Annotated in this window: 21 protein-coding genes and 1 tRNA gene; 15 read left to right on the top strand and 7 right to left on the bottom strand. The window is 52.5% G+C overall.

All coding sequences use genetic code 11. From position 1 onward, the window contains the following. Window positions 1-1,058 precede the first annotated feature (1,058 nt). The 3 genes from AC07VI_RS10645 to AC07VI_RS10635 all read left to right on the top strand — a co-directional run bounded on the left by AC07VI_RS10645 (window position 1,059) and on the right by AC07VI_RS10635 (window position 4,779). Window positions 1,059-1,517, top strand: a complete 459-nt coding sequence (locus AC07VI_RS10645) for a hypothetical protein (RefSeq protein ID WP_492992664.1) — start codon at window positions 1,059-1,061, stop codon at window positions 1,515-1,517. Between the two features lie 1,974 nt (window positions 1,518-3,491). Next, window positions 3,492-4,187, top strand: a complete 696-nt coding sequence (locus AC07VI_RS10640; protein ID WP_492992666.1) for a hypothetical protein — start codon at window positions 3,492-3,494, stop codon at window positions 4,185-4,187. A gap of 403 nt (window positions 4,188-4,590) precedes the next feature. After that, window positions 4,591-4,779 carry a hypothetical protein gene (locus AC07VI_RS10635; RefSeq protein WP_492992668.1) on the top strand — a complete coding sequence of 63 codons (189 nt, stop codon included), beginning with the start codon at window positions 4,591-4,593 and terminating at the stop codon, window positions 4,777-4,779. A 780-nt stretch (window positions 4,780-5,559) separates the two neighbouring features. On the opposite strand, the gene AC07VI_RS10630 is transcribed toward AC07VI_RS10635, so the two are convergent. Further along, complete coding sequence (locus tag AC07VI_RS10630; protein WP_492992670.1) at window positions 5,560-6,783, bottom strand: hypothetical protein; 1,224 nt, start codon at window positions 6,781-6,783, stop codon at window positions 5,560-5,562. 880 nt (window positions 6,784-7,663) lie between these two features. Here AC07VI_RS10630 and AC07VI_RS10625 point away from each other — a divergent pair. From AC07VI_RS10625 to AC07VI_RS10595, 7 genes are all read left to right on the top strand, one after another. After that, on the top strand, window positions 7,664-7,990 hold the full coding sequence (locus tag AC07VI_RS10625; RefSeq protein WP_494808788.1) for a DUF6471 domain-containing protein: 327 nt from the start codon (window positions 7,664-7,666) through the stop codon (window positions 7,988-7,990). Between the two features lie 185 nt (window positions 7,991-8,175). Then, window positions 8,176-9,486 carry a DNA phosphorothioation system sulfurtransferase DndC gene (dndC, locus tag AC07VI_RS10620; protein WP_492992672.1) on the top strand — a complete coding sequence of 437 codons (1,311 nt, stop codon included), beginning with the start codon at window positions 8,176-8,178 and terminating at the stop codon, window positions 9,484-9,486. Further along, window positions 9,483-11,543 (top strand): AAA family ATPase, encoded by a 2,061-nt coding sequence (locus AC07VI_RS10615; protein ID WP_492992674.1) that lies wholly within the window; start codon window positions 9,483-9,485, stop codon window positions 11,541-11,543. Before dndC ends, AC07VI_RS10615 begins: the two co-directional genes overlap by 4 nt. Continuing rightward, on the top strand, window positions 11,540-13,015 hold the full coding sequence (locus AC07VI_RS10610; RefSeq protein WP_492992676.1) for an FtsK/SpoIIIE domain-containing protein: 1,476 nt from the start codon (window positions 11,540-11,542) through the stop codon (window positions 13,013-13,015). Before AC07VI_RS10615 ends, AC07VI_RS10610 begins: the two co-directional genes overlap by 4 nt. Window positions 13,016-13,025: 10 nt before the next feature. Continuing rightward, window positions 13,026-14,255, top strand: coding sequence for an AAA family ATPase (locus AC07VI_RS10605; protein WP_492992678.1), 1,230 nt, complete (start codon window positions 13,026-13,028; stop codon window positions 14,253-14,255). Next, entirely contained in the window at window positions 14,248-15,114 is an 867-nt protein-coding gene (locus AC07VI_RS10600) for a hypothetical protein (protein WP_492992680.1), read from the top strand. Before AC07VI_RS10605 ends, AC07VI_RS10600 begins: the two co-directional genes overlap by 8 nt. 471 nt (window positions 15,115-15,585) lie before the next feature. Then, entirely contained in the window at window positions 15,586-15,867 is a 282-nt protein-coding gene (locus tag AC07VI_RS10595) for a hypothetical protein (RefSeq protein WP_494808787.1), read from the top strand. A gap of 6 nt (window positions 15,868-15,873) precedes the next feature. On the opposite strand, the gene AC07VI_RS10590 is transcribed toward AC07VI_RS10595, so the two are convergent. Further along, entirely contained in the window at window positions 15,874-16,167 is a 294-nt protein-coding gene (locus AC07VI_RS10590; protein ID WP_492992684.1) for an H-NS histone family protein, read from the bottom strand. 232 nt (window positions 16,168-16,399) lie between these two features. Between AC07VI_RS10590 and AC07VI_RS10585 the strand changes: the two genes are divergently transcribed. After that, on the top strand, window positions 16,400-16,783 hold the full coding sequence (locus AC07VI_RS10585) for a PM1101 family membrane protein (RefSeq protein WP_492992686.1): 384 nt from the start codon (window positions 16,400-16,402) through the stop codon (window positions 16,781-16,783). A 560-nt stretch (window positions 16,784-17,343) separates the two neighbouring features. On the opposite strand, the gene AC07VI_RS10580 is transcribed toward AC07VI_RS10585, so the two are convergent. The 4 genes from AC07VI_RS10580 to AC07VI_RS10565 all read right to left on the bottom strand — a co-directional run bounded on the left by AC07VI_RS10580 (window position 17,344) and on the right by AC07VI_RS10565 (window position 21,876). Further along, window positions 17,344-17,673, bottom strand: coding sequence for a hypothetical protein (locus AC07VI_RS10580; protein ID WP_492992688.1), 330 nt, complete (start codon window positions 17,671-17,673; stop codon window positions 17,344-17,346). 215 nt (window positions 17,674-17,888) lie between these two features. After that, window positions 17,889-19,487 (bottom strand): site-specific integrase, encoded by a 1,599-nt coding sequence (locus AC07VI_RS10575; protein ID WP_492992690.1) that lies wholly within the window; start codon window positions 19,485-19,487, stop codon window positions 17,889-17,891. A 164-nt stretch (window positions 19,488-19,651) separates the two neighbouring features. Further along, a tRNA-Pro gene (locus tag AC07VI_RS10570) sits at window positions 19,652-19,728 on the bottom strand. A 54-nt stretch (window positions 19,729-19,782) separates the two neighbouring features. Then, window positions 19,783-21,876 (bottom strand): AsmA family protein, encoded by a 2,094-nt coding sequence (locus tag AC07VI_RS10565; RefSeq protein ID WP_086145138.1) that lies wholly within the window; start codon window positions 21,874-21,876, stop codon window positions 19,783-19,785. Between the two features lie 133 nt (window positions 21,877-22,009). Between AC07VI_RS10565 and AC07VI_RS10560 the strand changes: the two genes are divergently transcribed. The 3 genes from AC07VI_RS10560 to arsH are packed head-to-tail and all read left to right on the top strand — an operon-like array spanning window position 22,010 to window position 23,529. Then, window positions 22,010-22,384: an ArsR/SmtB family transcription factor gene (locus AC07VI_RS10560; RefSeq protein WP_086145139.1), complete on the top strand. Its 375-nt coding sequence runs from the start codon at window positions 22,010-22,012 to the stop codon at window positions 22,382-22,384. Continuing rightward, a complete protein-coding gene (arsC, locus tag AC07VI_RS10555; protein ID WP_086145140.1) occupies window positions 22,381-22,803 on the top strand; it encodes an arsenate reductase (glutaredoxin) in 423 nt (140 codons plus the stop codon). The genes AC07VI_RS10560 and arsC overlap by 4 nt, the downstream gene beginning before the upstream one ends. After that, window positions 22,804-23,529, top strand: a complete 726-nt coding sequence (gene arsH, locus AC07VI_RS10550) for an arsenical resistance protein ArsH (protein WP_086145141.1) — start codon at window positions 22,804-22,806, stop codon at window positions 23,527-23,529. It begins immediately after the preceding gene. A gap of 51 nt (window positions 23,530-23,580) precedes the next feature. Here arsH and ispB read toward each other — a convergent pair whose 3' ends face one another. Next, window positions 23,581-24,570, bottom strand: a complete 990-nt coding sequence (gene ispB, locus AC07VI_RS10545) for an octaprenyl diphosphate synthase (RefSeq protein WP_086145142.1) — start codon at window positions 24,568-24,570, stop codon at window positions 23,581-23,583. A gap of 304 nt (window positions 24,571-24,874) precedes the next feature. On the opposite strand from ispB, the gene rplU reads away from it, so the two are divergent. Then, entirely contained in the window at window positions 24,875-25,186 is a 312-nt protein-coding gene (rplU, locus tag AC07VI_RS10540) for a 50S ribosomal protein L21 (protein ID WP_038500602.1), read from the top strand. Window positions 25,187-25,225: the final 39 nt, after the last annotated feature.

The following is a 25,225-nucleotide window of genomic DNA, read 5'->3' as shown; positions in this document are numbered from 1 at the left end:
GGCGGGACAGCAAGCCGGTTGCGTTTCAGGCCCTTCTTAATTGTCTCTGGGCTACGGCCAAGCAAGGCGCTGAGCTCGTTCAAATCTAATAGTGCGTTGTTCATGCAGCTCCCATGGTGGCGGTGATGTATAGGCCTGCATTGGCATGTTGCCGGCTCTACGTGCCAGTACGCGGCGTACTGTTGAGCGGTATAGCGGATGAATTTATATGCGCGCTCGGTCACCAAGGCCGGCGGCGATTGATACTGGCCAACGCTGAGGCAGGTATGTTCATGGCGCTCTTCCTGCGCCGAGCACCATGTGCCCACTTAAAGAGGACGTCGACTTGCCCAGGCAACGCGTGCTGCCGTAAGCCAACTCTGATAGAGCAAGCGACAGGTTACGAGAGGAACTAATAACAGTTGACAATAAAGTTGTCGCGTAGAATACTTGCCTCATCGCATCACAATGATGCGGCGTCCCCCCATAAAGCGGACGTGGTTTTCTGGGTCCTATTGCCATGTGCAATGGGGTTTGGGGAAAAAAACCTCTATGGCCAAGTGCCATAGGGGTTTTTTTTCGTCCACGTTTTCTTATGGGGAGGCTTTTGCTCTTTAAAAACCAAACGAATGGACAGCCACGCGCAATAGGTTTACAGACCCGGCGCGGGAAATGGACCATTTTGTTTTACTTTCAATTTGCCCACTACTTGGGCAACCGAAGAGTCCAGTTTGTGCCGCTGAAAGTGCTTCCATGGAAGAGCAATGCTGGAAAATAAAACTAGAAAAATCGGCAAGGCTGACTTATGGCCAATTGGACTCTCGTCAGCGCAGCGGCTTCGACCGCGATACATGTGACATGTGTTTCTCAACAATGAATCTACGAAGTTGAACGCTGCCTCAGCCTAAGAGCTCGGCGGGTTACTCCTTACTTTCGCAATCCATATGAGATGCGGAATTTTTTTGACTTGCACCACAAGAATTCGAATTTGTACCTATACGAGGTAAGGGAGCAGATAAAACTCTCCATATAGGTCAATCGCACACGCCACTCAGGCCAATAAAAATCACAGGAAAATCATGGAAAACAAAATTGTACTTTCACTCTACAAAAATAGCCGTAACGCTGTAATTGGGAACCTGTTTGTTGGAGGAGGAAAAGAAAGGGTAATCGCGACAACACATCCGGCGACCATTGCTGCTTCAATTTTCGCAATGGAAGGGCGTACGTTAGTTTTCAAATCCGACAAGGGAGAAGCAGAATTCACGTTCCCGATTAAAACGGAGGATTTGTTCGTGCTGGCGTCTCTACTCAGCAATCAGGACCAAGCCGACTTTATGAGTGGCTTTGCAACATTTTCCCGGTTTGATTTTTTGCACCCGTTGCCGTTCGACGACCAGGCGGACCTGCACTTACGCACTGCAATTTCTCACATGGACAAGGGGCTAGTCCGAATCACTCCGTTATCGCCGGCACCGAAGGGATTCAAAAAGGAGTTGAGAAATCGGAATCAATATGTGTATTTCCCGTATTGCTGATTAATTTGAGGGCTCGAACGTAGGATGTTGAGTGAGTCGAAAAAGGAATAATCCAATGTCCGTGCTGCAAGCAATTATGAATATGACATACGTGACAATCGCGATTTTTGCATTGCTCGGTGCCATAGATTTCATAAAAGAGAGTTTGGCAATTTTCAAAGAAGCGCTCCGCAAGCGAAGAGAGCGGGATAACAGTAAGCATCGATAGTACTGTTCGTTGTGATTCCGGCCCCCGACTTCCCCGGGGGCTTTTTTTCGCTCCGATAGCCTGTGGCTACTCTCGCAACTGGTCGCCATCGCGACGCGCTTTCGGCACCACTTAGCGTCGGTTCAAGCGGAGCGCGTCGGCATGCACTTTCGATATCAGGAACACTTTGCTAGCGTTGCGTAGTCATCAACGGGTCGGAAAATTTCATTGCCAAATTCCGGTTTCGTTGTTTATTAGCAACGGGAATGAAAAATATATGCCACTAACTGGGTCGCAAAAAAACAAACAAAAATATAAGTAAATGAAAAATAGGGTAGGGAGACCAGTTGTATTGTTGCTTGAAATGAAATATTAAAACATTCGGAATTATGTCTTAATAGGCATATGGGTTGAACGATTAGTTCGTAGTTATACGGCTGTGGTCATTGAAAAACTCTTTAATCCTACTGGATGTCGTGAAACTTAATGCCGCGACAAGCGAAAACCTTAGGCACCAACAAAGAAGCACTTAATGGATAAATTTAGGAAAAATTTTCTGGATGTCGTAACCGGCACTACTAGGAAATATACCAATAACGGCGCCGCGGAATTGTTGCTCGAGTTAATGCACGAGTGCTCCCGACTCGACGGTAATAGTTTCGCCGAAACCACAGAGAAATTTTTCAAACCAACCGAATTATGGCAGCAATGGTGAGGCCGGGGGCGTCAACTGCTAATGGCCGTGCGGCGTTGGGTTCCCGGGGCCACCATGACCATCCATTCATGTAAATGCTACTTCTGACGACATAAAACAAAAATTTCTGAAGAATATTCAAGCACACCATCAAAGGAGATTTTTTGAATGACAAACAGAATTAAGGAATTAAACTGCGACGATGATGGGATGTGGTCGTGGACGTTCATCGACAACGATGAAGATACAACTGTGCGTATGCGGACGAGCGATGGCGGCGAGGGTATATGGGCATTAATGCCCAGCAACGGTTGGACGGTTGACTCCGACGGTAATCGTCGCACCGTATACGAATGGCGGCAACAAATCGGCACTGGGCAATTCAGCTTGTACGGGTGCTCTGATAGCGCCGCCCGTCACCGCATATTGCGGGAATTCTCCGAGTGAACAACAAGAGCAGTTCTTTGGCAGCGTGAGTACAACAAGGTTGGTTGATGGCCTTGTTCTCGCGGTAGCGAACTGCGCTCGCGCGGCCCCTGCACTCGGGCCGCGCTTGTATTGGCCTACTCGAAGCTTAATGTTCGAAGCACATCTGTGCCTCTGATGGAGCTGCCGGTTGCTCTAATCGAACCTAGCCGTCCGCCAGTCAAGCAGCAACGCCATCGGGATAGCCGACATCACGTTGGCGCGGGCGGACTCAATTGCAGCATCCTTGCTGGCCGCGTCGCGTGTGAACTCAAGCGCAATATACCCGGGGCACCCGACTCCGATTAGTGAATCGCCGCAACCCGCAGCGAATAGCCGTTCGACGAGGTTATCGTGGTCCCAGTTGTCGTCAGAGAGCTGGAATTTGAGGGTGAATGTATGTTCCATGGTGGGGATTATACGGCTGCTGGGTGTAGCGAGCTGTAGCGTGCGAGAGGTTCAGCCGCAGTACCCACCTCTAGACTGAGGCGGACACACGCATCGGGACCATGCGCATTGACTCGCCGAAGTACCTTGCGGTCAGAGCCCTGGTCGCCACGCTCGAAGAGTAATCGATATAAACACTGAAGCTATACCACTACGAATCTCAAACTAAGGAATATTCCATATGAACAACCAACACAACCGAGTTCCCGTCGCCTATGCCATCAAGAACATCAACGCCATCGAACTATTGGGCGGATTTAGAAACGCAGCACTGGAGTCGGGGTGGACTGCCGCCCAAGTACAGGAAATTACTAAGGTGGCAATGGTGGGCGACTACGAGCACTTACATCGCGTGCTAGCCAAGTATTGCGTCGCACCCAGCGGTTTGCCGAGTCGGAAAAAGAAATGGAATAAAATTATAAAAAAGGCAATCGCATTTACGCTTTCTTTGAACTCTGCTGGCGTTGTCGAAGGCCATCTTTACCAAGGTGGAGAACATCTACTTTCAGCTGCCCATCCAACAACTATAGCCGCAGCGATATTTGCAATGGGAGAGTGCAAAGTTGTTTTCCTCGCCGATACGGAGTACGTACAATTTCCGTTCCCGGTTTCGGTTGCCGATTTTTTGGCATTGCAACGGTTTATTAATACTTACGAGGAATCCTATTTCATCGCTCAGTTCGCCAAATCATCTTGGTTCGATTTCCTGAATCCTCACCCTGCCGACAATAAGGCTCAGGCGGAATTTCATTTGGTGGCGGCGGTGAGTCATCTTCCTCAACGTTTGGTTAAAAACGGGCCGTCCACATCGCTACCAAAGGGACTCACAGAAAAGTTGAGGTCGGGCAACCGCGTCTCTCCTTTTGCGCCAGATTGACCCAGTGTTCGAACATTGACCATGTGAGCTATGGGCAACTTCACGGGATTTGCAGCATGACCGTATGGTGAGTGATTTGTTGGTTTCGCAGGTAGTCCAACGAGAAAATCATCGCCATCGCGAATTTTTTTGTGCTCGAACCGCTGGTGCAACGCGGCAGTTCCGCTGGCGGTTCTAACTAGGTTTCCGATGGGTGGAAAGTAGTCCCATCCATCCAGCCCAATTCGCTCGCTTTGTCCAAAAGGGCGCCGCGTGCGCGGGCCAAGTAGTATCATCGACTGGCGTAGACGCAGGCAACTCAGAACCTACATAACAGCATTCTTGGTGGCTTGGTCGGATGTTCGACTGAACTGATTAGATAGGCGACCGGATATGCAATTGCCAACTTCTAACGGAGGTCGAAATGAACAAGAAAATTGCGCCGCGAGAGAACAGCGCCAACATGCCCAATGCCAACAGGGGCACGCCTGGCACCAACCGACAGTACGACCAGGCCCAAGGAAATCGAGGCAAGAAACTGGCAGAAACTCCAGACGCGACGCCTGCGGTTAAACCGAAAGATGCCACTAAAGGCGGGGGCAAGGTAGGTTGAGCATGCGACTGGCGCCGATGACGTAAACGATGGTACGGATTGACATGCTGCAAATGGTATATACGATATTACTGTTTTAACTCGTGCTACCCATTGGAATCGTTCGATTCATGCAACGCGTGTGGTGGCTAGAAACCTTGTCCCGGCGTTGGAGCTGTTTGGATTCCGGCGACCGCAGGCTGCGCTTACTGCCGCCAGCTCAAAATAGTTCGCTCTGCTTGACACTGGGTACCTTTGGCGCCGGCTGTCCTGCCATCAGTTCGGCCGGGTAGGGCTGTAGGTATGTCCGCGCGCGTTCGGGGTCCTTGCATCCAAGCCAATCGTCGTAGTCGGCGTTCGGGACAATGACCAGCGCGTGCTTTTCTTCCCCAGGCGGTGGAAGCGCTTAATGAGCCGGTCGTCGTCGGCGTTGATGGTCAACCGGGAGAAAGAAAGCGACTGCTTTCCATTCTCTTCTTCTCGCACGCTGTAAAGGCCAGCGACTGCGAACGGCTCGCCGGTGGTCATCCCAAGGGACCATCGCGCGCGTTGATTGCTCCCATTTTGGCTCGAAGAAGCGGACCATAGGGACAAGGCAGAGCTGAGACTTAGCTCATACGGATTTATGCGTCCTCAGTTAGGAACTCTTAGAACGAAGTCGCTTCTGGTAAACCCAAATGGCAATAGCCGGCACCAATATTTTCGGCCTCGCTTGGTGCTTCCATCTCGACTGGCTCTTCAATGGTCGTGGCGAACCGACGGGGTGAGATTTGGAATCACGAGTGCCGAAACAAACAATAATTACCAAAGACTTCCGTACGGATTCCTTTCCGATATGCCATCGACCTCGGGCCATGGCGCTTTCACAAGAGGGTCAATCCAGTTTGCCATCAATGCAATCAGCTCCAGGCTACCAACGAGTTCCACCGGCGCGGCTGGGCGTGCTGCTATCTCTTCCATCAAGCGGCGAAGCGACCGAGAGCGGTCTAGGTCTTTTGCCATTTTCTCGAACCCTGCGAGCGCCGCTAGCAGTGCGTCCTTATTCGCCTTCTCGGTCTCCCATGCTTGCGCCTTCACGCGTCGAGCTAGTTCGCGCTCTGCGCGCACCTCGTTCTCCACTTTGCAACGCAGGGCCGCATCCGCGACCCAATGGACGGCCTTTCTTACCTTGACCTCAATCGTCCCCCGGACGGTGTCCTCGACTTTATAGCGTTCGTAGTACGTGGCGGCGTCAACGATAGATGCATGTAACTTTCCAGTCGGAATATAGCAATATTCTGGCGGACGATATTCCCCTACAGGTTGGCGTGCCCATGCGCGCGGTACCTTAAGAGGTTTAGCCAGCGGTAGCGGCACCAGCTCTTGGATGATGCGTTCCCGGATACGAACGAAGAAGCGTTGCCCCTGCAAAGTAAAACAGTTCCGTTTGATGCCAGATTCGCGGCGAGCCCCGCGATGGAGTTGGGGGACGGGGGGATGCGCATTTTCAAAGTTTGCACCGAGTACGTCAAGCTCATATGCGAACCTGTCCACCAGCAGAAGCGCTCGCTCTTTCAATTCCTCAGAGACCGAGATATCAGCCCAGGTCACGCCGAGTGAACTAAGTGCACCCTCGTCGGATTTGATGCTCTTCATAGCACGCACGACCAGCTTCGTTTGCGGCGAAAATGCTGCTTGGTCTGTAGGCGGTGCGTAACTCGGTTTATCAGATTTTGTAGCAGCAGTTGTGGAATCTTGAGCTATTGCGACACGCTCTTCCAGCACCTCATCAACCTCGGCTATATGCAGCATACGTACATAAGTCGTCGGGACAGTAGTCTTATGCAGCGCCGGTTTCGGAATCGCCTTGCCGGCTGCGAGCTTTGACCAATACCCTCTTGGTGGCAGCGGCACGTCAAGTACAACACATATTTTCCGAAGGCCCACATCTGACAAACTGTATTCCTTCGCCAGTTTTGTTACTGGGTTAGCCCAGACTTCGTCAAAGAGTTTCTGTCGTTCGAAGGATGTCTTTTTCCAAACCACGGTTTTCCTCGCTAGTGTCGAGCTCGCTACATAAATGAATTAGGACGCACTTGGGAAGTCGATTTATTACCCTTAAGGCGCTTTTTTTGATTGTATAGGCTAAACGCAGCGTATAACGGTATCTCGCCGATGCAGGCTTGTCGAAATAGTACCTCCACCAAGGCGCCCCTGGGCCATCCACCGTTCGGCGGTTCTATATCCAAAATAGTATGGCTGCTTGTCCGCGTGGTCGACCTAGACAACGCAAGGTCGCGTGCCGTTGCTAACTCAACCGGCCAGATGCGCTGCGTCCTGTGCGTCGCGGCCAGCGACTTAACGTTAGCATCGGCGTCCACAGCGCTGTCCACGCCATCTATGGACAAATTCAGCTGATATTTCCAACGCAATTGCTGGGTCGGCATTTGGAGATATTACCTGCCCCTTTGAATGTCCCTAGCCGCACCTACGAGCGTCTGCGGGTCTGACGGACTCCGTTCGCCAGCTCGATGGCCAACTCGAAGAAGCCAGCATCCTTGGTCGCAGTGAACCATTTTCCCTCTTGGCCCGGTTGGCTCGCAACTAGGTCGCGCAAGATGGTCTCCTTCGGCATGCCCGGGTGTTTCTTTTCCACGGCCTTGAACGTCGCCGAGTTGGTCCTCGCGTAGGTAGCATCAACCGCATAGCGCACGTACGTCTGGTCGACAAACCCAGCGTCAGCAAGACCCCGTCTCCTTCTGCGACCATGCTTCGAATCTTGGTTTCGGTTCACGTTTGCCTGCGTGCCATCTTCCTTCTTTTCATTTGTCCTGTTTACCTTGGCCTGTTGCCGAGCGAGTAAATATATGTACGAGCTTTATATAAAACATCTAAAAATACTAAAAACGGTATATTAGTATCATATATGCGATTTATGTGGCGTTTTCCAAGTGCTGTCTGCGAAGATGATGGCCTTTATCATACAGCGTTGCAAATTATCAACATGGCAGACTGGAATTTGGAGGCTAGCCGAATCTTGCGCGGTGAGCTGGTTCGCAGGGGAATTACCCACAAACGGCTTTCCCAGTTGTTGGCAGTGATTGGTGTCGACGAGTCCCCGAGTGCTATTACGAACAAGATGTCTCGTGGGACATTCAGTTTTGCATTCTTTCTTCAGTGCATGAGAGCGCTGGGACGAACCCATGTAGAAGTCAGCCTGGATGAAATAGGGCCTAACAGACCTCTAGAGTGAGCGCCAAGGGAAAGAGCTATTGTTATGCAACTGTGGCAGTAGTGGCACCATCCTCGGTGGGATGTGTAGTAATTGCATGAAAGCAATTGACAAAACAGTTGTCAAGGTACAATAGATAGTCATCATTAAGTGATGACGTAAGCGAGCTTATAGGCGACATCTGCCAGGCTGGAAGTGAGAGAATTTTGAACAACATCGACGAAACCAAACAACTGCTTCGTGAGCAATATGAAGCCGATAACCGACCGTGGGTCGTTGCCTACTCTGGAGGCAAAGATTCGACTCTCGTTCTCCAACTTGTGATGGAGTTGTTGCTCGAGCTTGGGCCTGCTGCAAAAAAGCCAGTCTATGTGCTGTCGAGTGATACAAAGGTAGAAGCGCCTATCGTATCCGAGTACGTCATGGATGCAATGAAGCGCATTGAGGCTTCAGCACGTGCACGCAACCTGAATTTGCACACTCAGCTAGTTTTCCCAGATATGGACGAAGGATTCTGGGCAAAATTAATCGGTAAAGGTTACCCGCCTCCTAGCCGCTGGTTCCGGTGGTGCACGAGCAATATGAAAATTAAACCTTCACGACGTGCGATTGATACGATTGTCGCAAAAAGCGGAAGCGTGATTTTGTTACTGGGCTCACGTATGGATGAAAGCTCCTTGCGTGCTCAGTCAATTCAGTCGTTCACGAATAGTGAACGAAATTTGAATCCGCATCACGAGATACCTGACGCGATGGTGTTCAAACCTATTGTTTCGTGGTCAACTGATGAAGTGTGGGAATATCTATATTCCAATCCCCCTGCTTGGGGTGGTAACCACGATAAGATTATTCAATTGTATCGTCAGGCAAATGGCGGGGAATGCCCAGTGGTCTTCGACTTGAATACACCTTCTTGCGGGGGGAGTCGTTTCGGCTGTTGGACATGCACTGTAGTAAAGCAGGATAAATCCATGGAAGGATTTATTGCTACTGGTGAAGAGTGGATGAAACCACTCAACACATTCAGAACACACCTAATTGAATATAGGGACGCAGAGGGAATGCGGAGTCCTGTCAAACGGGACGGAACGCCAGGGACAGGTCCCTTTACCGGCGAAGCCAGAAAACAAATTTTGCACGAACTGTTAGAAACAGAAAAACAAGCTGGGTGGGAGTTGATTTCTACTGAGGACCTCACTAATATTCAGCGAATTTGGAACGTGGAATTTGATTATACAAAGGCGGAAGTCTTAAATATTGCGAAAAAGTTTGGGCGTACCCTGACTACCGATTACCTTGAACATCCGGAAGAAGCGGTAAAGGCGTCTGCGATTGATTTTTTGGAGACTGCGGCGCTTGAAGCGGACGTACCAGCTGAGTTGTTGCATGCTATTTTACATCTGACGAAAAATAAATGGTCATCGCTTGAGATATACGGCGCTAAAACAGGCCTAGAACGCGACCTCGAACAAACTTTGATTTTAGCTGCGAAGCAGGTGGAGCAAGCCGCCCCATGATTTTTAAAAATATTACAATAAAGAATTTGTTTTCCTACCGTGAAGGCGTTTTTGATTTTCCGAGCTTGAACAAAGAAGGCCGAAATGTCATTCTGATTCATGGTAGAAATGGATTTGGTAAGACTAGTTTCATTAATTCGCTGATATTATTTTTTGTCGGCAGCGGTGATACTGAATTGCGAACCGTTTCAAAAGGAAAACAATACACTTCGCGAGAATACATGCTCGGCCGTGGCGCAGAGTGGGAGGGTGTATTCAATCGCAAGGCTCTCGCAGCCAAAGAAATGGAATGTAGTATCTCTGTAACTTGGGAAGAAGCGAGAGGAACGGTCATCGCAACCAGGTCCTGGTCATTGGAAGGAACCTCCACGATTGTAGAGACTTTGGTAATTCAGCCGAGTTTTGTAACTGACGAAGATGTCCTCGATGATGGAGAGCAACGGCAAGAGTTTTTGAACCGCCGACTTCCCCGGTCGTTAGTTCCTTTTTTTATATACGATGCTGAGCAGGTCCAAAAAATTGCAGAAAGTAATTCTGAGGCCGTATTGGAACAAGTCGAGCGTCTGCTTGATATTACCTCTATTAATACAGCTGATAATTATCTAAGCCGCGTTCTTCAAAAACTTCGCCGGGACAGTAATGCTCGTCAAGAGCAGCTGCGATTAGAGCAACTTCGTGGGCAATATGAAGTGGAGCGGTCCAAGCGCTCTCAAATTGAACTTGAGATTGATAACTTCGAACGTGAAGATGTTGACCTCAAACGTCGAATGAAAGAACTTGAAAAGCGTCTGAACACTTCACGGGCGGCCGTGAATGAGCAAAGCGAAAGCATTGTGAAGTCACAAATTGCAGAGAAAAAAAGCGACTTGGAGATTAAAACTGCTTTATTTATAGACTCTTTCCCTGGTGCTGCTCCCTTAGTATGTCATCCTAAGCTTCTTGCCGCAGCCATAGCTAAAATAAAAGATAGCTCCCAGGGTAAAGCGGAGTTGGTTGAAGAGCTGCGTGCAATTATTTCTCGCTTACCATCCAGATTGTTCGACGAACCGCAACATCCAAAGCAGCAATTGACTGAGTCGCAGACTAAATTCTTAAAACAAAAAGCCGAGCTATTAATTGAGTCGGAAATCGAATTGGCTAGCGCCTCAAATGATGAAGGTGCTTGGAGAATTAGTGTTGAAAGGGCTAGAAAGATTGAGTCCGTGCTTCGCCCGTATACTACCAATGGGGTCGTGCGTGAAACTTACACTTCGCAGCTCCGAGACATAATCAAAATTTCTAGGGATGAGTTAGCACTTTCAGCGCAGCTCGATGACCTAAGTTCACTTCCTGAGACCGAGCGTGAGCGGCAGCTGGCACGCCGTTCAGAAATCGCCGATTTGACTGGTCAATCTGAAAAGATTCGCGAAAGAATCGGTTCCCTTAAAGAGAGTCTCAATCCGGCTGGTCGTTTAATTGAAAAATTGAAGACTGACGTAAATGTTCAAGAACGAAAAGTTAGTGAGGCGACTCGAAATCAAGTTGGAGTCGAAATAGCTGAGAAGGCTCTGAACGGAATTCGATTATACCGAGGTGCGCTAAAGCAAGCGCGCCAGACAGAAATACAGCAAAAAATGAATGAGCATTTTAAAGTGCTAATGGATTCAAATTCGTTAATTCAAAGTATTGTCTTTGACGACGATTATAAGATTAATTACTTGGATTCAGATGCAAAAACCGTTGGTATGGGAAATATTTCTGCCGGTATGAAGCAACTCGCAGCGCAGTCGTTTCTTTGGGCGCTAAAGGATGTAGCTGGGATGCCATGTCCGGTCGTAATCGATACGCCCTTAGCTCGTATCGATGCCGGACACCAAAAGCTGTTGATTACTAAGTTCTACCCAGCCGCGGCGGAACAGGTAATTGTTTTGCCTACAGATTCCGAGCTCGATGCTGCAAAGTACGCTTTACTCAAACCTTTCATTGCTGGTGAATTCTGCTTGAGCAATCCTAAAGGCGATTCGACTATCGTAACGTCAGGGGTATCAATGCACCAAGCAGCGGGAGCCGTTCAATGAGCAAGGTTTACATAAGTGAAGAAGATGAGTTGCTCGTCCGAAAAATCTTAAGAAAAGGTCTTCTTGCAGAAGACCGGGAGCCGAAGTGGAAAGCCCTGCGGTTAGCCTTGGCTTTGTCATTTGCGCGCTCTGAGCCCCCGTCTGAAGACTACGATGATTATCGTCCACGGGGTGGCGAATACGCTTGGGAGCAGTTGCTCGGGAAAGAACCTGAGGTCAATTACGAGGATTCGTATAGAGCAGTTCTATCTGTTTATCATGACTTGGACTTATTTGATGCGGCACACGATGAATTTGGTCGTTTGCTCCAACGCCATATTCGGCGGGGACTCGCGGAGATTCGTACAGGCTGGCGTGAAACTCATAATTTCTACGAATTTCTGTATCAGGAATTGCTGAGCCGCGTCCAAGTTCCGGACGCGGTCGAGACGGACCTGAGTGGGCCACTAATGGCTGCTCTGACGGAGTTGGGTATCGCGGCGCAAATTGCTAAGCGAACCGACGGACCGCGTCTACAGAGTTTTGATTTGGTTTTGGCTGATGCAACACAGCTTCGTGCCCTACAGAAGGCAAATGAAAATCTGGCACTTATTCTGGGCACGGGCCCTATTTCGTTTTCTTTGCCAGGTACGCCACGAACTGTTACCGCACACATTCCGAAGCCTAAGGATGCCTGGCATACAGTTACGTGGAGCCAAATTTCCAATGAAGTCCCCGACGAGTCACAAGCACAACTAGGCGTTTGTCTGGGTGTTGACCCCACGGGTGCGGCAGTCAAGTTCGATTTGTGCCAGGCGCCGCATCTCTTGGTGGCAGGTACTACGAACAGCGGTAAGAGCGTGACCCTGCATGCGATTATTTGTTCGCTACTTGTGAAGAGCGGAACGGATAAATTGAAATTGTCGCTCATCGACCCCAAACAGGTCGAGTTTGCCGTGTACAAAGGATTGGCTCACCTTACACCTGAAAGCCCAATCACGGATATGACAGTTGCCAAAAAACATCTTGAAGATATCGTGAGGGAGATGGGCGAACGTGAAGCGAAGCTTGCAGAACTGGGGTTCAAAAACCTCCTGGAATGGAGAAAACAAAGGACTGATGCACCGCCTTATCATGTAGTTTTCGTGGAGGAATTGGCCGACTTGATTATGCAACACCCCGAGGCGGAAATGCCGTTAGTTCGGCTGGCTCAAAAGGGGCGTGCTAGTGGGATACATCTGGTATTGGCAACACAAAGGCCTGATAGCGTGACGCTGAGTGGTCTGCTAAGAACGAATGTCCCAAGCCGAGTAGCTTTGAGTGTGCAAAAATCTTCCGAATCGCGGATTATCTTGGACGATTCTGGTGCTGAACTCTTGCTTGGGCAGGGCGATGCGCTTGTGAAAATTGTAGGTGAGGAAGTGAAGCGAGTGCAGTGTGCATTCGTGGATAATTCGGATATTAAATCAATAATTTCGGGTCGGCGCTCTTAAAAAGAAAGACATGGACAATTCGTTTATATTGACAGAGTTTGTACCGCTGGGGCTCACATTGGAGCGAATTGGCCCTTTTCAGGATAGGGTCGAATACTTCGACTTCAGAGATGAGCCCGGTGAGCCCAGTAACTACTTTCTTTTTCTGAGTGGAAATGGGCGCGGTAAAACCCATATTCTTGAGACTATGGCCGCGCTTATGGGGGTGTTAGGTAACCATCCAGAGCGTCCCGCGAATCCGTTTGGATTTGAGCCTTTGGATGCAGGAGAGGGCCGCGCTCAGCTCGATTTCCGGGCTTCGTATGCCAGCGAAGGTGTTTCACACACCGTTGTCTTTTCTATATTTGGGGGCCGTGCTGAATCGGAGGTCTGGTTCAAGCCTTGGTCTCAGGATATGTTACTCGAGGTACGGGCCGATAGCTGGCATAACGTAAGCGTCATCAGACGAGGTAGTAGTGATTTCCGCTGGGCAGGTATGGCCGATAACTGGTCTAAGGAATTCGTTTCATGGATTGCAGATAGTGTCGGAGAGAACGTGGAGGCGTTTGCTAATTCTCCGTTATCTGCGCCCACGATGATTTATTTCCCGGCCTATCGTGATATCGTGAAGTTGCCTTCGTCCGAGCGTAGGGCAATTGAACCGCCCACTGACTGGAACTACCGCCCATTGCATGTGTTCCGCCAAGAGGGCCGCAGTTGGACTGAGTCCTTGGATAATCTACTCGTGTGGATGCTTTGGCTGGACGATGGTCGATACGATGCAGCATTGGAATTCGTAAATGAGTTCATGTTTGCCGATTCTGATAAAGAGTTGTTGGGGATTCCTAATCGTAATGAGCTGGTTGCCAAGGTTCGAACGCTCGGCTCTCAGCCATATCGCCTGGACCAGCTGAGTAGTGGTGAAAAGTCGTTGATGCAGATTTTCCTTCGGGTAGGGGCTCACATGACCCGGAATACAATACTGATTATTGATGAAGTTGACGCCCACTTGCATACTCAGTGGCGCTCGCGGATTTCCCTTAGATTAAAGGAAATGCTCCATCGAAATGCTGGCTTGTGTGTGTATCTTGCTAGTCACGCTATGGAAATAATAGATTCGTTAGCCATAGAAGTCGAGGAGAAAGGCCTTCGAAAATCTGCAGCTATTTTGGAGAGTCCAGAGGAGGAGGAGCGAGCGCAGAAAATCCAAGAAGAGGTAGCCTTCCTTAAGCGTAGCTTTGAAGGGGATGTTCATGGCTAGTATACGTGGCCGAGGTCTCTCGACGGCGCAAATTCGAAGCCGCTATGCCAACCGCGTTGAAATTTTTGTAGAGGGCCAAGATGACCTTGGAGTTTATAAAAATTACTGGTTTGCGGGAATCGCCGATAAGGCGGTCTTCAAGCTTTCTGAATCTGGACCAGTTCCGCTCCCGGGCTGCACTGGCGTTGAACGTAATGTGTTGCATCAGCGTGCAGCCGGCATCCAGGCTTACGGATTAATTGACCGCGACGCAGTTGAGGATTCAGAACTCTCTTGTATGCCTGACGATGCATTATTTCTCTCTGAAAATAAAAATAGAAACCCTAATATTTACTATACATTGCGATGGGAGCTGGAAAACTATTTGATTGATGCTGTTGCCTGGGAGCAGGAGCGTGTTAATTCGAAGACAAGGGGAGATGGCCGCCGCCCAGCTGATGAAGTAATGGTTGAAATTTTATCGCACTGCGATATTCTTGTTGCTCATGCCGCAGCTAACGCTTTGCTGCATTCGCTCGGTAAGGCAAAAATTGGTGATGGTTTTGGTTCTCAGGTAGATAGCCGCGCAGCATTCGAGCAACTGCTCCACGCTGGACCATTCAAAGCTTTCAGCGCTCAAGAGTTTGCTGATTACGCCTCTTGGAAACAAAAAATTGAAGCCTTTGATTTGCCTCAAGGAACCGTCGAGCAACGAGTCTTCGCTATTTCTCGCCGTATTCACGGAAAAGCTCTGTTGGAACGGTTTTTTAAAAAATATAGTATCCAGGACGATAAGCGGTTTAGTGTGGCAAATCTTATATCAGGCAGAATCCCTCAAGAAATTGCTGTTCGCGTGGGAGAATGGATGCAGGGAGTTTAATCTTCCCTGCGTTTGGCTTAGCTTGACCTCTCTAACGGACTCTCAAAGATAATAAGATAAATCTCTCGCCATTACGCCGAAAGCATTTCTATTTTTATTTTCAAAAATTTTAGAATTAAATTCCACCACGTCTGATTCCGTAAAAGAATTACGTCACCAGGAATGACATCGTCGACACTCAAAAGTACATTGCTAAGTTTACTTATCATCGCTTCTTTCGTTATAGAGTCATTTATTAAGAAAATATTCTTTGGATATTAAGCCAAAGTGGTGCGTGCTTGTGTCCCGTTACCATGTACGCCGAGTCCAGCGGTGTTGAGCGCGAGCAGTCACCACGGCCCTTATTTGGCACGACCACCGACTATTTTTGACCTCGAGACGAATTCGATTTGAATGACTAAAATTCGGCTACAACTTAATCCTTGGTTTGATGCGCGGCCTCGGTTCAGGCTGAGCGGTGCGGAAATTCAGATGGCTCACGAGTTGGGACTGAATCTAAAGAAATTCGGTTCCTTTTCCACCGAGGGGAAACAAAGATGGAGGCTCCCGCTTCGAGTCTTTATTGCCGAATGCTATTTCAAACACTTTAAGCGCGAGTTACCTGAGCTCGTGCGAACCGGCGAGGTAATCGACGCAGAAGATGCTTTGCGAAAACCATCAAATGGACTGGGGGTACGAAGTCCAAAACGCTTTGTTCTTGGTCAAAATCGCGGCCAGGGCATGCAGGGTCTTCTTGGCTACGCCAGCTTTTAATCGAATTTAGTTCGCAATCCGATATGCATCCCTATCCTTGCCATCAAGCCAGCGTGGCGCACGGCCACGGCCAGTCCAGGTCTCACCCGTTTCAGGGTTCTTAAATTGTGGCGCAACCGAACCCTTGGCTTTTGCCGGCTTCGCACGACTTCCTGCGGCGAGGTCCTCCACGGTAATTCCGTAAAGCTGCATCAGTTCCTTGATTTTCTGAATTGCGCCACTGATTTCATCTTTGCGGGCAGCCTCGGCCAGGGATTGCAATTTTGCGATTTGTTCAACATACTCTGCATACGACGTCATAGTGTCTCCAAGGGGATAAGTGGTTCAATCGATTTAAATATACGCGCAATGTAACATGAGCATAGGGAAAAAGATAAGTTTGGAAGAATTTCATCCTCGCTGATTGGTAGATGGGGCTATTAAATTAGAGCCGGCTTGCATGTGCTGATGAACACTGCTTTTGTCGTTCGCGTTCCAGGTTGGCAGTAAACGGAATTAGCATACATTCGAACCATATTACTACGGTAAAATCATGAAAAATTATGCAGTTGTGTCAAGTAAGGAAGAATTGAAACAAGCACTTCAGCGAAATGTGGAAGAAATAGTTGTCATTAATAGCTCATTGGCTAAAAATATTAAAATCGTAAAATATTCCTCTCGCGCTGCAATGGTGGCGGCTACTGTTGGGGCTGGCGTTGCTGCTACGAATTTTTGGAATCCAGTTGGCCTAACTGCAGGGGTGGCTGCTTTCGCTGTTGGTGGTTCATCTTTAACTGCAATAGTCGTTTTGGGCGTTGGTTCAGTATTGATTTTCGCGCTCTATAATAATTACGATATTGAAGTGAAAGGTAAAGTGAAAATGCCAGATGGAAGCGAAGTGGAAGGTGAATTGGTTCTTAGAAGAAATAAACCATAGGTTCCCCACCGGCCGCGAGGGAGCTGTAGGAGGCGTTGTAGCACCTACCAAGCCGGTCCGGCGCCAGGTATTGTAGAAATGAACTGACGCGTTTCGCTTCGCGCGCGTCAATGTCTGAACACGATGTATACGCTGCCTGGAGGCTAGAACGGCGACGAGTGTTCGCCTAGGATTGCGCAGACTGCAACGACAAATCCGACCAACATGAGCGCCACGGGCACTGTGACGAGCACGGTCAGCGCGCGGTCGGAGTCCTGCAAGAAATTCAGGTGTATTTTACGCATAGTTTCTCCGCCATTAATCTGTCTATTTTGACACACTGCAAGAATATTCGGTATGAACGAACAGGCGCTAGCGACAATAATGCGGTGATTGCTGTGACCAACGTCCGCTGAGTAGCCGGTTGAAATTGTGCGTCAGTGCACAACATCCGGTAGCTTTGAACAATTGACCCTCACCGATACAGGGCCAGAGGATGATGTTCGCGAGCTGATTCGTCTCAGAAAATCTCGCCGCGCGATTCCTTAACGTAGAATGCAGGCGCCATCGCCAGCGGCCAATTAGCTAATGGCGTAGATGCGCACGACCGCGTAGCCTGCTCCTCTTTTTGCCGGCAACTGGAGTACGCGTGGTGCCTCAGGCGTGAACTTGGGGCTATCATCCTCAATCAGCCCCAGTCCGCCCGGATTACGCGCGCTCGGCACCACGAGGCAACCCCAAAGGGGCTTCAAGCCGCCATAGGCGTTATCCCAGTCCAAGCTGCCTGCACAGTACCGTTCTATTTCCAGCGCGCATTTGGAAATTGGTGCCGCAGGCACCTTGCCCCCAATCGCCGCCAGCACATTGGCGCGCCATCCATTACGCAATTTTCTGTATGCATGGAAATGCATACCCTTGATGGCATTGTTGGAGGGGGGGCTGCAGGCAGATGGAGTTCGTAGATGAGCTCGCGTAGGGACATTGGAGATGGCCGGTGGGGAAAGGTGTTTCGTAAGCTAACTCGGTGAAAAGCCGTTGCTCCTCCTACAGCACGAAGTTGAAGTAGCAGCACATTGCTGAAGAGACGAGGGCACTTGCGAAGCCCTCGTCTTACCGGACCTGTTGCTCAGGCTGCGGCGCGGGGGCGGAACGGCACTACGTTGCATGGCCGCGCCTGTGGCTCCGACGCGACAATCAACGCGGGTGATTGTGTCGGCTGTGCGTTGGCTAAGTCTTTCATGCTCAACTGCGCGCCTTTCTTCAGGCGCCGTTGCCCGCGATGCACCACGGTTTGGCTTTTATCAGCAAACGCCTCGTCCAGTCGCTTTGCCAAGCTGGGCATGCACAGATGGGTATAGCGAAGCAGCATACGCGTGTCGCGGTGTCCGCTGAACGCCTGCAGGTCAACCAACGAGAACCCACCGGGGAGTGTGCCTCCCGCGTCAGCGACGCGGGAAATTGCCTCGTGCCGAAGGTCATGCACACGAAGCTCATCATCACCCACCAAGCTGGCGGCTTCGCAGATTCGCATCCACGCCTTACGCAGCGCGTCCAGACTCATCGGAAACACCTTCTCGCCATCGCGCGGCAACTTCTGGAGCAACTCAATCATATCCTTGCGTAACGCCAGCTTGCGAGGGCGTCCATTTTTGGACTCGGGGATAAATGCTGTCTGCTGGCAGAAGTCGATGTTGTCCCAGGTCAGCGACATAGTTTCGCTGCGGCGCGCAGCGGTCATAAGCTGGAACTGGGTAAAGGCCTCCAGCCAAGGCGTATGTGAATAGCTGGCCTCAGCCTCAGGCAAATGCAATGCGCGCGCATCCTTGATAATATTTTTGCGTCGATATTTGGTGGCCGCTTCAGTTGAGGCCGCGCGTTCACAGTGCATCAGTTCTTCAAGACGCTGTTCGATGGATTTCTGAGCGTCCTCATTATATGTTGCGCTCAGTAAGCGCGATTCTTCGTCATTTTTCAGGCGTCGGTCACGCTCATTGAAATACTTCGGACGCATGATGCCGTCCATCGGACTCTTGGCGACGGGAATGCGCCAGGTGTCGATAGCCATGCGACAAGCGGCCGAGAACAAGTCTATTTCCCGGTCCACGGTGGGCGCCTCCACTGACTGACAACGGTCATCGATGTAATCGTTGAAGTCGTCTGGCACTATATCCGCGAAGGGCTTGCGAATGAAACACGAAGCAGGTGACGGTACGCGCATTTTCCTGCCCGAAGGCTTGCGGAACGTCTTGCCTTCTAGGCTAGGGTGCGGATTCTTATGGTCGGCGTATGCCTGGGCGATGTCCACTCGCGGAAGCCCTGCATCGGACAAGAGGGCATTGATTATGTAGCCTTCGACCTCGAAGCCTTTGTGACGGGGAGACACCTCGCGAAGGTATCGGGCCAGCAGGTCGGCGAATGTCACGCTGCGGCCCTTGGCATAGTCCACGAACAGACCGTTGCGGCGTTCTAATTCCAGGCGCTGTTTGATGTCGATGGCCTCCTTTTCGCTAAGCGCATAGAGGCATTGGGGGCGGTGGCCGGCCTCGCGCATGCGGATGGCGAAGCTGTCGTCGGTGCGCTCCAGTTTCGGTTTGTAGCCGCCTGCCTTCAGCTCCGCGAGGTAGAGCTTCAGTTGCTTCTCGCGGTTGTAAGCGAAGGTTTGGGTCAGGTCTTCGCGATTTTGAACAGTGACGATGAAGCGGGACCGGTTTTCAATAGATGCCATGAGACTGCGCTCCTAGGTGTTATGGAGCAGAGTCTATTGACGTGGGGTTATATGTTTTGCGGCGAAACCGCAAGCTTTGCCACTAATTTGCCACTAAAGGGAAAAGAACTGTCAAAACCACATTTGTCGAAACCTGAAAAACCCTTGATTTATAAGGGAATTCTTGGTCGGGGTGAGAGGATTCGAACCTCCGGCCTCTGCGTCCCGAACGCAGCGCTCTACCAGGCTGAGCCACACCCCGCTTTCCTTCATTACAGCAGATGGCGGAGTGGGTTGCAAGCGGCTGCATCAAGGTCTATTTCTTTTCCTGTTGCGCCTTCTTGATTTCCGCTTCGCTCACTTTTTTTGCCGGCGCATGCGTCGCCGGGGAGGTGGGGGCCTTGCGCGTGGCGTTCGCTTGCGCCATGACGGCGGCGCAGTCCGTGTCGGGGGCCTTGTCGACGTTGACCAAGGGCAGCAGGGCTGCCAGCGGGGTGACGACGGTCGCCAGGGCCACGGCGGCGCCCGCCTTGAGGGCCAGCGGGCCTTTTTGCGGGCCCACGTCCGGGTGCTTGAACGTGCCTTTCGCGTACAGCGGCGTGCGCAGGGTGATGATGCGGGCGCCCTTGGTGCGGGGGCGCACGTCGAGGTTCAGGGTTTCGCTTGCCAGGTTGACGTTGCCCGTGACGTTCACCACGGCCGTGTCCGTATCGAGCACGAAGCGGCGTACGTCGGCCTGGCCATTCGTGACGGCGAAATCGCTGGCCAGGCAGTTCAGGTGCACCTGCTTGTCGCCAAAGATTTTCACGAAGACGGCGTTGGCCAGGTTCAGGCCGGCCAGTTCCAGCATGAACTGGCTGACGGAGCCTTCGCTGACGGTGGCCGCCAGCTCGCCATTCGCGCTGGCCAGCATGGCGGAAACGGAGTTGCCGTGACCCGTCAGGGCCGCGTCGCCATACACTTCGCCGAAGCTCGCCTGCATCGATTGCAGCTTGGGAAACAGTTCGCGTATCTTGAGGTGGCGCGCCGCTACCTTCGCTTGCGCGGCGATGGTCTTTTGTCGGCCATCGAGCGTGATGTTCGAGGTAATGTCGCCACCGGCCATGCCGAAGTTGAGCGGCGTCAAACTGAGCACCTTGTCTTTCATGTGGATCTGGGCGACGATATCGTTGAGCGGGATATCGTGCGTGCGCACCAGTTTTTTGCCGGTAAATTTCACGTCGGCGTCGAGCGCATCCCATTTCGCCGTATTGAACTGTTCCACGGGCAGCGCTTTATTGTCTGGCTGCACGGGCGCCTTGCCGCGCGCCTGTTTTTGCGCATTGCTGTCCGCGCCGATGGTGGGGCCCAGGTCTTCCAGGCGCAGCTGCTGCGACGTCACTTCGCCGCGCAGCAGGGGCCGCGGCTGGCGCGGCAAATATTGCAGGGTGCCGGCCAGGTCGCTCTGGCCCACCGTGCCCTTGAAATTCTGATAAGTCCAGTTCCAGCTGCTGCCATCCTTCTTGCCCAGCAAGCGGCCTCTGGTGGCGTAGTCCGGCGTTTCCGGCAGCAGCACGCCCGTCAATGGATACAGGTCGGCCATGCTGGCGCCCGCCAGGTTCAGCTGCAGATCGATGCCGGACAGCGAACGCGGGTCCGTCAGGGTGCCATCGATGCCGGCCTTGTTCTTGCCCAGCACGGCGTGGGCCTGCACGGGATAGACAGTGTTGTTGTCGGTCAATGACAGCACGGCGCCCGCCTTGCCGCCGCCCGTCACGGGCGCCTTGCGGTAGCTGCCACTGAGGGTAAATGCAATGCCGTATTTGTGCACAGGGGCATTGCCGTGCGCATCGCCCGGCGTGGCATCGGGCGCCGTCGAACTGACCTTGGCTTGTACGTCCAGCGCGATGCCCTCGTCCAGATAACGGATGGCGCCGTCGGCGAAGGCCATGCGCTGGATGTCCACTTCCCAGGCCGACGGGCCATTGTCCTTCAAGGTCCAGCTGTTGCTGCCATCGGCGCGCCGCTGCAGGGCGATCTGCGGTGCGTCGAGCGCCAGGTCCGTCAGTACCAGCCTGTGCTGCAGCAGGGCCAGCGGGTGGAGGGCCACGTCGATGCGCCTGGCGCTGGCCAGTTGCGGGCCGGCCGTGGCCCAGTCCGGGTTGCCCATGCGTACATCCTGGGCGCTGATGACAGGGCGCGGCACATAGCGGCGCCAGCCCGGCTCCGTCTTGAGGCCTTGCTTCCATGCCACCTGCAGGTCGCCGCCGATGACGAAGCTGCGGCCTGTGCTTTCCGACACTTTCTCGTTGATGTAAGGCCGGGCGCGGTTCCAGTCGAAGGTCAGCACGACGATGACGAGGAGAGCGATCAGGGCCAGCAGGGCGGCCAGGCTCCAGCCGAGCATGTTCAGGAGTGTCGAGCGTGTCATGGTGATGCCGATCGCAGTGATTTTTCATCAAGGTAGACCGATTGCGCATATCGGTCGGTGCGCTGGGTTACGTAAGAGACGCCGCCAGGAGCCGTCGCTTGAAATGATTCAATAATTCGACTATTATTGAAATATGGAAAATGAAAACACCACAAGGACCGAGCTGGCTGCACTGACGAGCGGCGGCGCCATCGCCGCCTTGGCCGCGCTGGCGCAGGAATCGCGGCTGGCCGTGTTCCGCCTGCTGGTGCAGGCGGGGCCCGATGGCATGGCCGCGACGAAAATCGCCGACGCGCTGGCCATCGCGCCGTCGTCGCTGTCGTTTCACCTGAAGGAACTGGCGCATGCCAATCTGGTGACGGCAAGCAAGGCAGGGCGTTCCATCATCTATGCGGCCAATTACGCGGGCATGAACGGCTTGCTGGCCTTTTTGACCGAGAATTGCTGCGCTGGCACGCCTTGCTGCGTGCCGGACCTGACTACTTTACCGAAGGAAACTACGACATGACGATCACGATCTATCACAACACGGCCTGCGGCACCTCGCGCAACACGCTTGCCCTGATCCGCAACACAGGCGTCGAGCCCGTCATTATCGATTACGTGAAGAACCCGCCCTCGCGTGAGGAGCTGGCCGGCCTGATCAAGCGTGCGGGCCTGTCCGTGCGCGCGGCCATGCGCGACAAGGGCGCCCTGTACGACGAGCTGGGCCTGGCCAATCCTGACTTGCCCGACGCGGCCCTGCTGGACGCCATGCAAGCCCATCCTATTTTGATCAACCGCCCCATCGTCGTCACGGAACTGGGCGTGCGCCTGTGCCGGCCGTCGGAAAAAGTGCTGGAAATCCTGCCATTGCCCCAGCAAGGCGCGTTTACCAAGGAAGACGGCCAGGCCGTGGTGGGCGCCGACGGCAAGCCGGTGGCCTGAATGAACGACTTACCGAATATCAATGCCGCGCACCTGGACGTGCCCAGCCTGGATAAATTGGCGCCGGTCAAGGTGTCCACGCACGCGCCGCGCATTTTGCTGCTGTACGGTTCCCTGCGCGAGCGCTCGTACAGCAAGCTGCTGACCCTGGAAGCGGAACGCATCCTGCGCCATTTCGGCGCCGACACGCGCGTGTTCGACCCGCACGGCTTGCCCATGGTCGACAGCGTCCCGCCCGAGCATCCGAAAGTGCAGGAGTTGCGCGAACTGTCGCTGTGGTCGGAAGGGCAAGTCTGGTGCAGCCCCGAGCGGCATGGCGCCGTCACGGGCGTCTTTAAATCGCAGATCGACTGGCTGCCGCTGGAAACGGGCAGCGTGCGCCCCACGCAGGGCCGGACTCTTGCTGTGATGCAAGTGTCGGGCGGGTCTCAATCGTTCAATGCCGTCAACGGCTTGCGCGTGCTGGGGCGCTGGATGCGCATGGTCACCATTCCGAACCAGTCCTCGGTGGCCAAGGCTTACCAGGAGTTCGACGATGACGGGCGCATGAAGCCGTCGCCGTATTACGAGCGCCTGGTCGACGTGATGGAGGAGCTGTACAAATTTACCTTGCTCGTGCGCGACCGCCGCGATTACCTGGGCAGCCGCTACAGCGAACGGCTGGAAGCGGCACCGGCCATCGTGCAGGAATTGGCGAATGCGGCCATGGAGCATGAACGGCAGTAATAAAAACGGCGCCATCGGCGCCGTTTTTTTATTGATGCAGGTCAAACGCGATCAGTGATTGCGGTCCACGGCAAACGAGCACAGTTGCAGCATGGATTGCTTGTAGACACTGTCGGGCCAGCCGGCGATGGCGTCGGCGGCGCGCTGGCCGGCGATTTCCGCCTGCTGGCGCGTGTAGTCGAGGGCGCCGCTGCTGGTAATGGCCGTCAGGATGGCGTCGAAATGCTGTTCGTCGCCCTGCTCGATGCAGCTGCGCACGAGTTCGCGCTGTTCCGGCGTGCCGTTTTCCATCAGCCAGATCAGCGGCATGGTCGGCTTGCCTTCGCGCAAGTCGTCGCCCACGTTCTTGCCGATTTCGGCGGCGTCGCCGGCATAGTCGAGCACGTCGTCGATCAGCTGGAAGGCCGTGCCCAGCGAGCGGCCGTATTCGGCAGCCGCCTCGATATCGTCTTCGCTGGCGCCGGCGATCAGGGCGCCCAGTTGCGCCGAGGCTTCGAACAGCTTGGCTGTCTTCGAGCGGATGACGTTCAGGTAGCTTTCTTGCGTCACGTCCGGATCGTGCATGTTCAGCAACTGCAGCACTTCGCCTTCGGCGATCACATTGGTGGCGTCGGAGAGGATTTGCATGACGCGCATATTATTGAGCGACACCATCAGCTGGAACGAACGCGAGTGCAGGAAGTCGCCCACCAGTACCGAGGCCGCATTGCCGAACAGGGCATTGGCCGTCTGGCGCCCGCGGCGCATCGACGATTCATCGACGACGTCGTCGTGCAGCAGGGTGGCGGTATGGATGAATTCGACCACGGCGGCCAGTTCATGGTGCGCCGTGCCGCGATAGGCGTGGGCGTTGGCCACCAGCAAGATCAGCACGGGGCGGATGCGTTTGCCGCCTGCGCTGATGATGTATTCAGCGATCTGATTGATCAGAATCACATCGGAATGCAGTTTTTGGCGGATCACCGTGTTGACTGCGTCCATATCGGCAGCAATCGTTTGCACGATGGTGTGTTGGTTAACGTGTTTGTTAGCGTCAGACAAGGCGAACCTGCAATAGATTGTGGGTGCCGCGATTATACGACATGGCTTGCGCGTGCGTGACGTTTGCCTATGACTGTAGAGCAATTGATTGTTCTGATTGTCATTGCCGCGCGTTTTGCTGTCCGCCTTGCGCAAGCCTGACATCGTGTCCAGGTTGTCGACATACCACGATCGTCAAGCTTTGTGAATAGTTTTTGACGCAATTTCTCAGTCCGTGTATAATCGCTGGTTCCCCCTGTTGTGTACGGCTTGCTTTGCGTGACAGTGGGACAAATTCTTTCAACATTTGATGAGGTTTCAAATCATGTACGCGGTCATAAAAACCGGTGGCAAACAATACAAAGTTGTCGCTGGCGAAAAACTTAAAGTAGAACAGATACCGGCAGACATTGGTTCCGAAATCACCATCGATCAAGTTCTCGCAGTAGGCGCGGGCGACACCATTAAATTTGGTGCGCCATTGGTCGAAGGTGCAACGGTACTGGTTACGGTTGTGGCGCATGGTCGCCATGATAAGGTCAAAATTTTCAAGATGCGTCGTCGTAAGCACTACCAGAAGCATCAAGGCCATCGCCAGAATTTTACCGAAATCCAAATCGTTTCGATCAACGGCTAATCGCCGCTGTTTGACGCAGTTTGTCTACATAATCAGCTA

The organism is Janthinobacterium sp. GW821-FHT03A03, from assembly GCF_059421435.1.
This window is presented reverse-complemented; position numbering and strand designations above follow the sequence as displayed.

Coding starts and splice junctions, on each gene's coding strand:
- AC07VI_RS10640 (WP_492992666.1), top strand. CDS start 3,492: ATGAACAACCAACACAACCGAGTTCCCGTCGCCTATGCCATCAAGAAC.
- AC07VI_RS10590 (WP_492992684.1), bottom strand. CDS start 16,167: ATGACGTCGTATGCAGAGTATGTTGAACAAATCGCAAAATTGCAATCC.
- AC07VI_RS10585 (WP_492992686.1), top strand. CDS start 16,400: ATGAAAAATTATGCAGTTGTGTCAAGTAAGGAAGAATTGAAACAAGCA.
- AC07VI_RS10615 (WP_492992674.1), top strand. CDS start 9,483: ATGATTTTTAAAAATATTACAATAAAGAATTTGTTTTCCTACCGTGAA.
- AC07VI_RS10560 (WP_086145139.1), top strand. CDS start 22,010: ATGGAAAATGAAAACACCACAAGGACCGAGCTGGCTGCACTGACGAGC.
- AC07VI_RS10595 (WP_494808787.1), top strand. CDS start 15,586: ATGGCTCACGAGTTGGGACTGAATCTAAAGAAATTCGGTTCCTTTTCC.
- AC07VI_RS10605 (WP_492992678.1), top strand. CDS start 13,026: ATGGACAATTCGTTTATATTGACAGAGTTTGTACCGCTGGGGCTCACA.
- AC07VI_RS10575 (WP_492992690.1), bottom strand. CDS start 19,487: ATGGCATCTATTGAAAACCGGTCCCGCTTCATCGTCACTGTTCAAAAT.
- AC07VI_RS10625 (WP_494808788.1), top strand. CDS start 7,664: ATGCGATTTATGTGGCGTTTTCCAAGTGCTGTCTGCGAAGATGATGGC.
- rplU (WP_038500602.1), top strand. CDS start 24,875: ATGTACGCGGTCATAAAAACCGGTGGCAAACAATACAAAGTTGTCGCT.
- AC07VI_RS10645 (WP_492992664.1), top strand. CDS start 1,059: ATGGAAAACAAAATTGTACTTTCACTCTACAAAAATAGCCGTAACGCT.
- AC07VI_RS10565 (WP_086145138.1), bottom strand. CDS start 21,876: ATGACACGCTCGACACTCCTGAACATGCTCGGCTGGAGCCTGGCCGCC.
- arsH (WP_086145141.1), top strand. CDS start 22,804: ATGAACGACTTACCGAATATCAATGCCGCGCACCTGGACGTGCCCAGC.
- AC07VI_RS10600 (WP_492992680.1), top strand. CDS start 14,248: ATGGCTAGTATACGTGGCCGAGGTCTCTCGACGGCGCAAATTCGAAGC.
- AC07VI_RS10635 (WP_492992668.1), top strand. CDS start 4,591: ATGAACAAGAAAATTGCGCCGCGAGAGAACAGCGCCAACATGCCCAAT.
- AC07VI_RS10610 (WP_492992676.1), top strand. CDS start 11,540: ATGAGCAAGGTTTACATAAGTGAAGAAGATGAGTTGCTCGTCCGAAAA.
- arsC (WP_086145140.1), top strand. CDS start 22,381: ATGACGATCACGATCTATCACAACACGGCCTGCGGCACCTCGCGCAAC.
- AC07VI_RS10580 (WP_492992688.1), bottom strand. CDS start 17,673: ATGCATTTCCATGCATACAGAAAATTGCGTAATGGATGGCGCGCCAAT.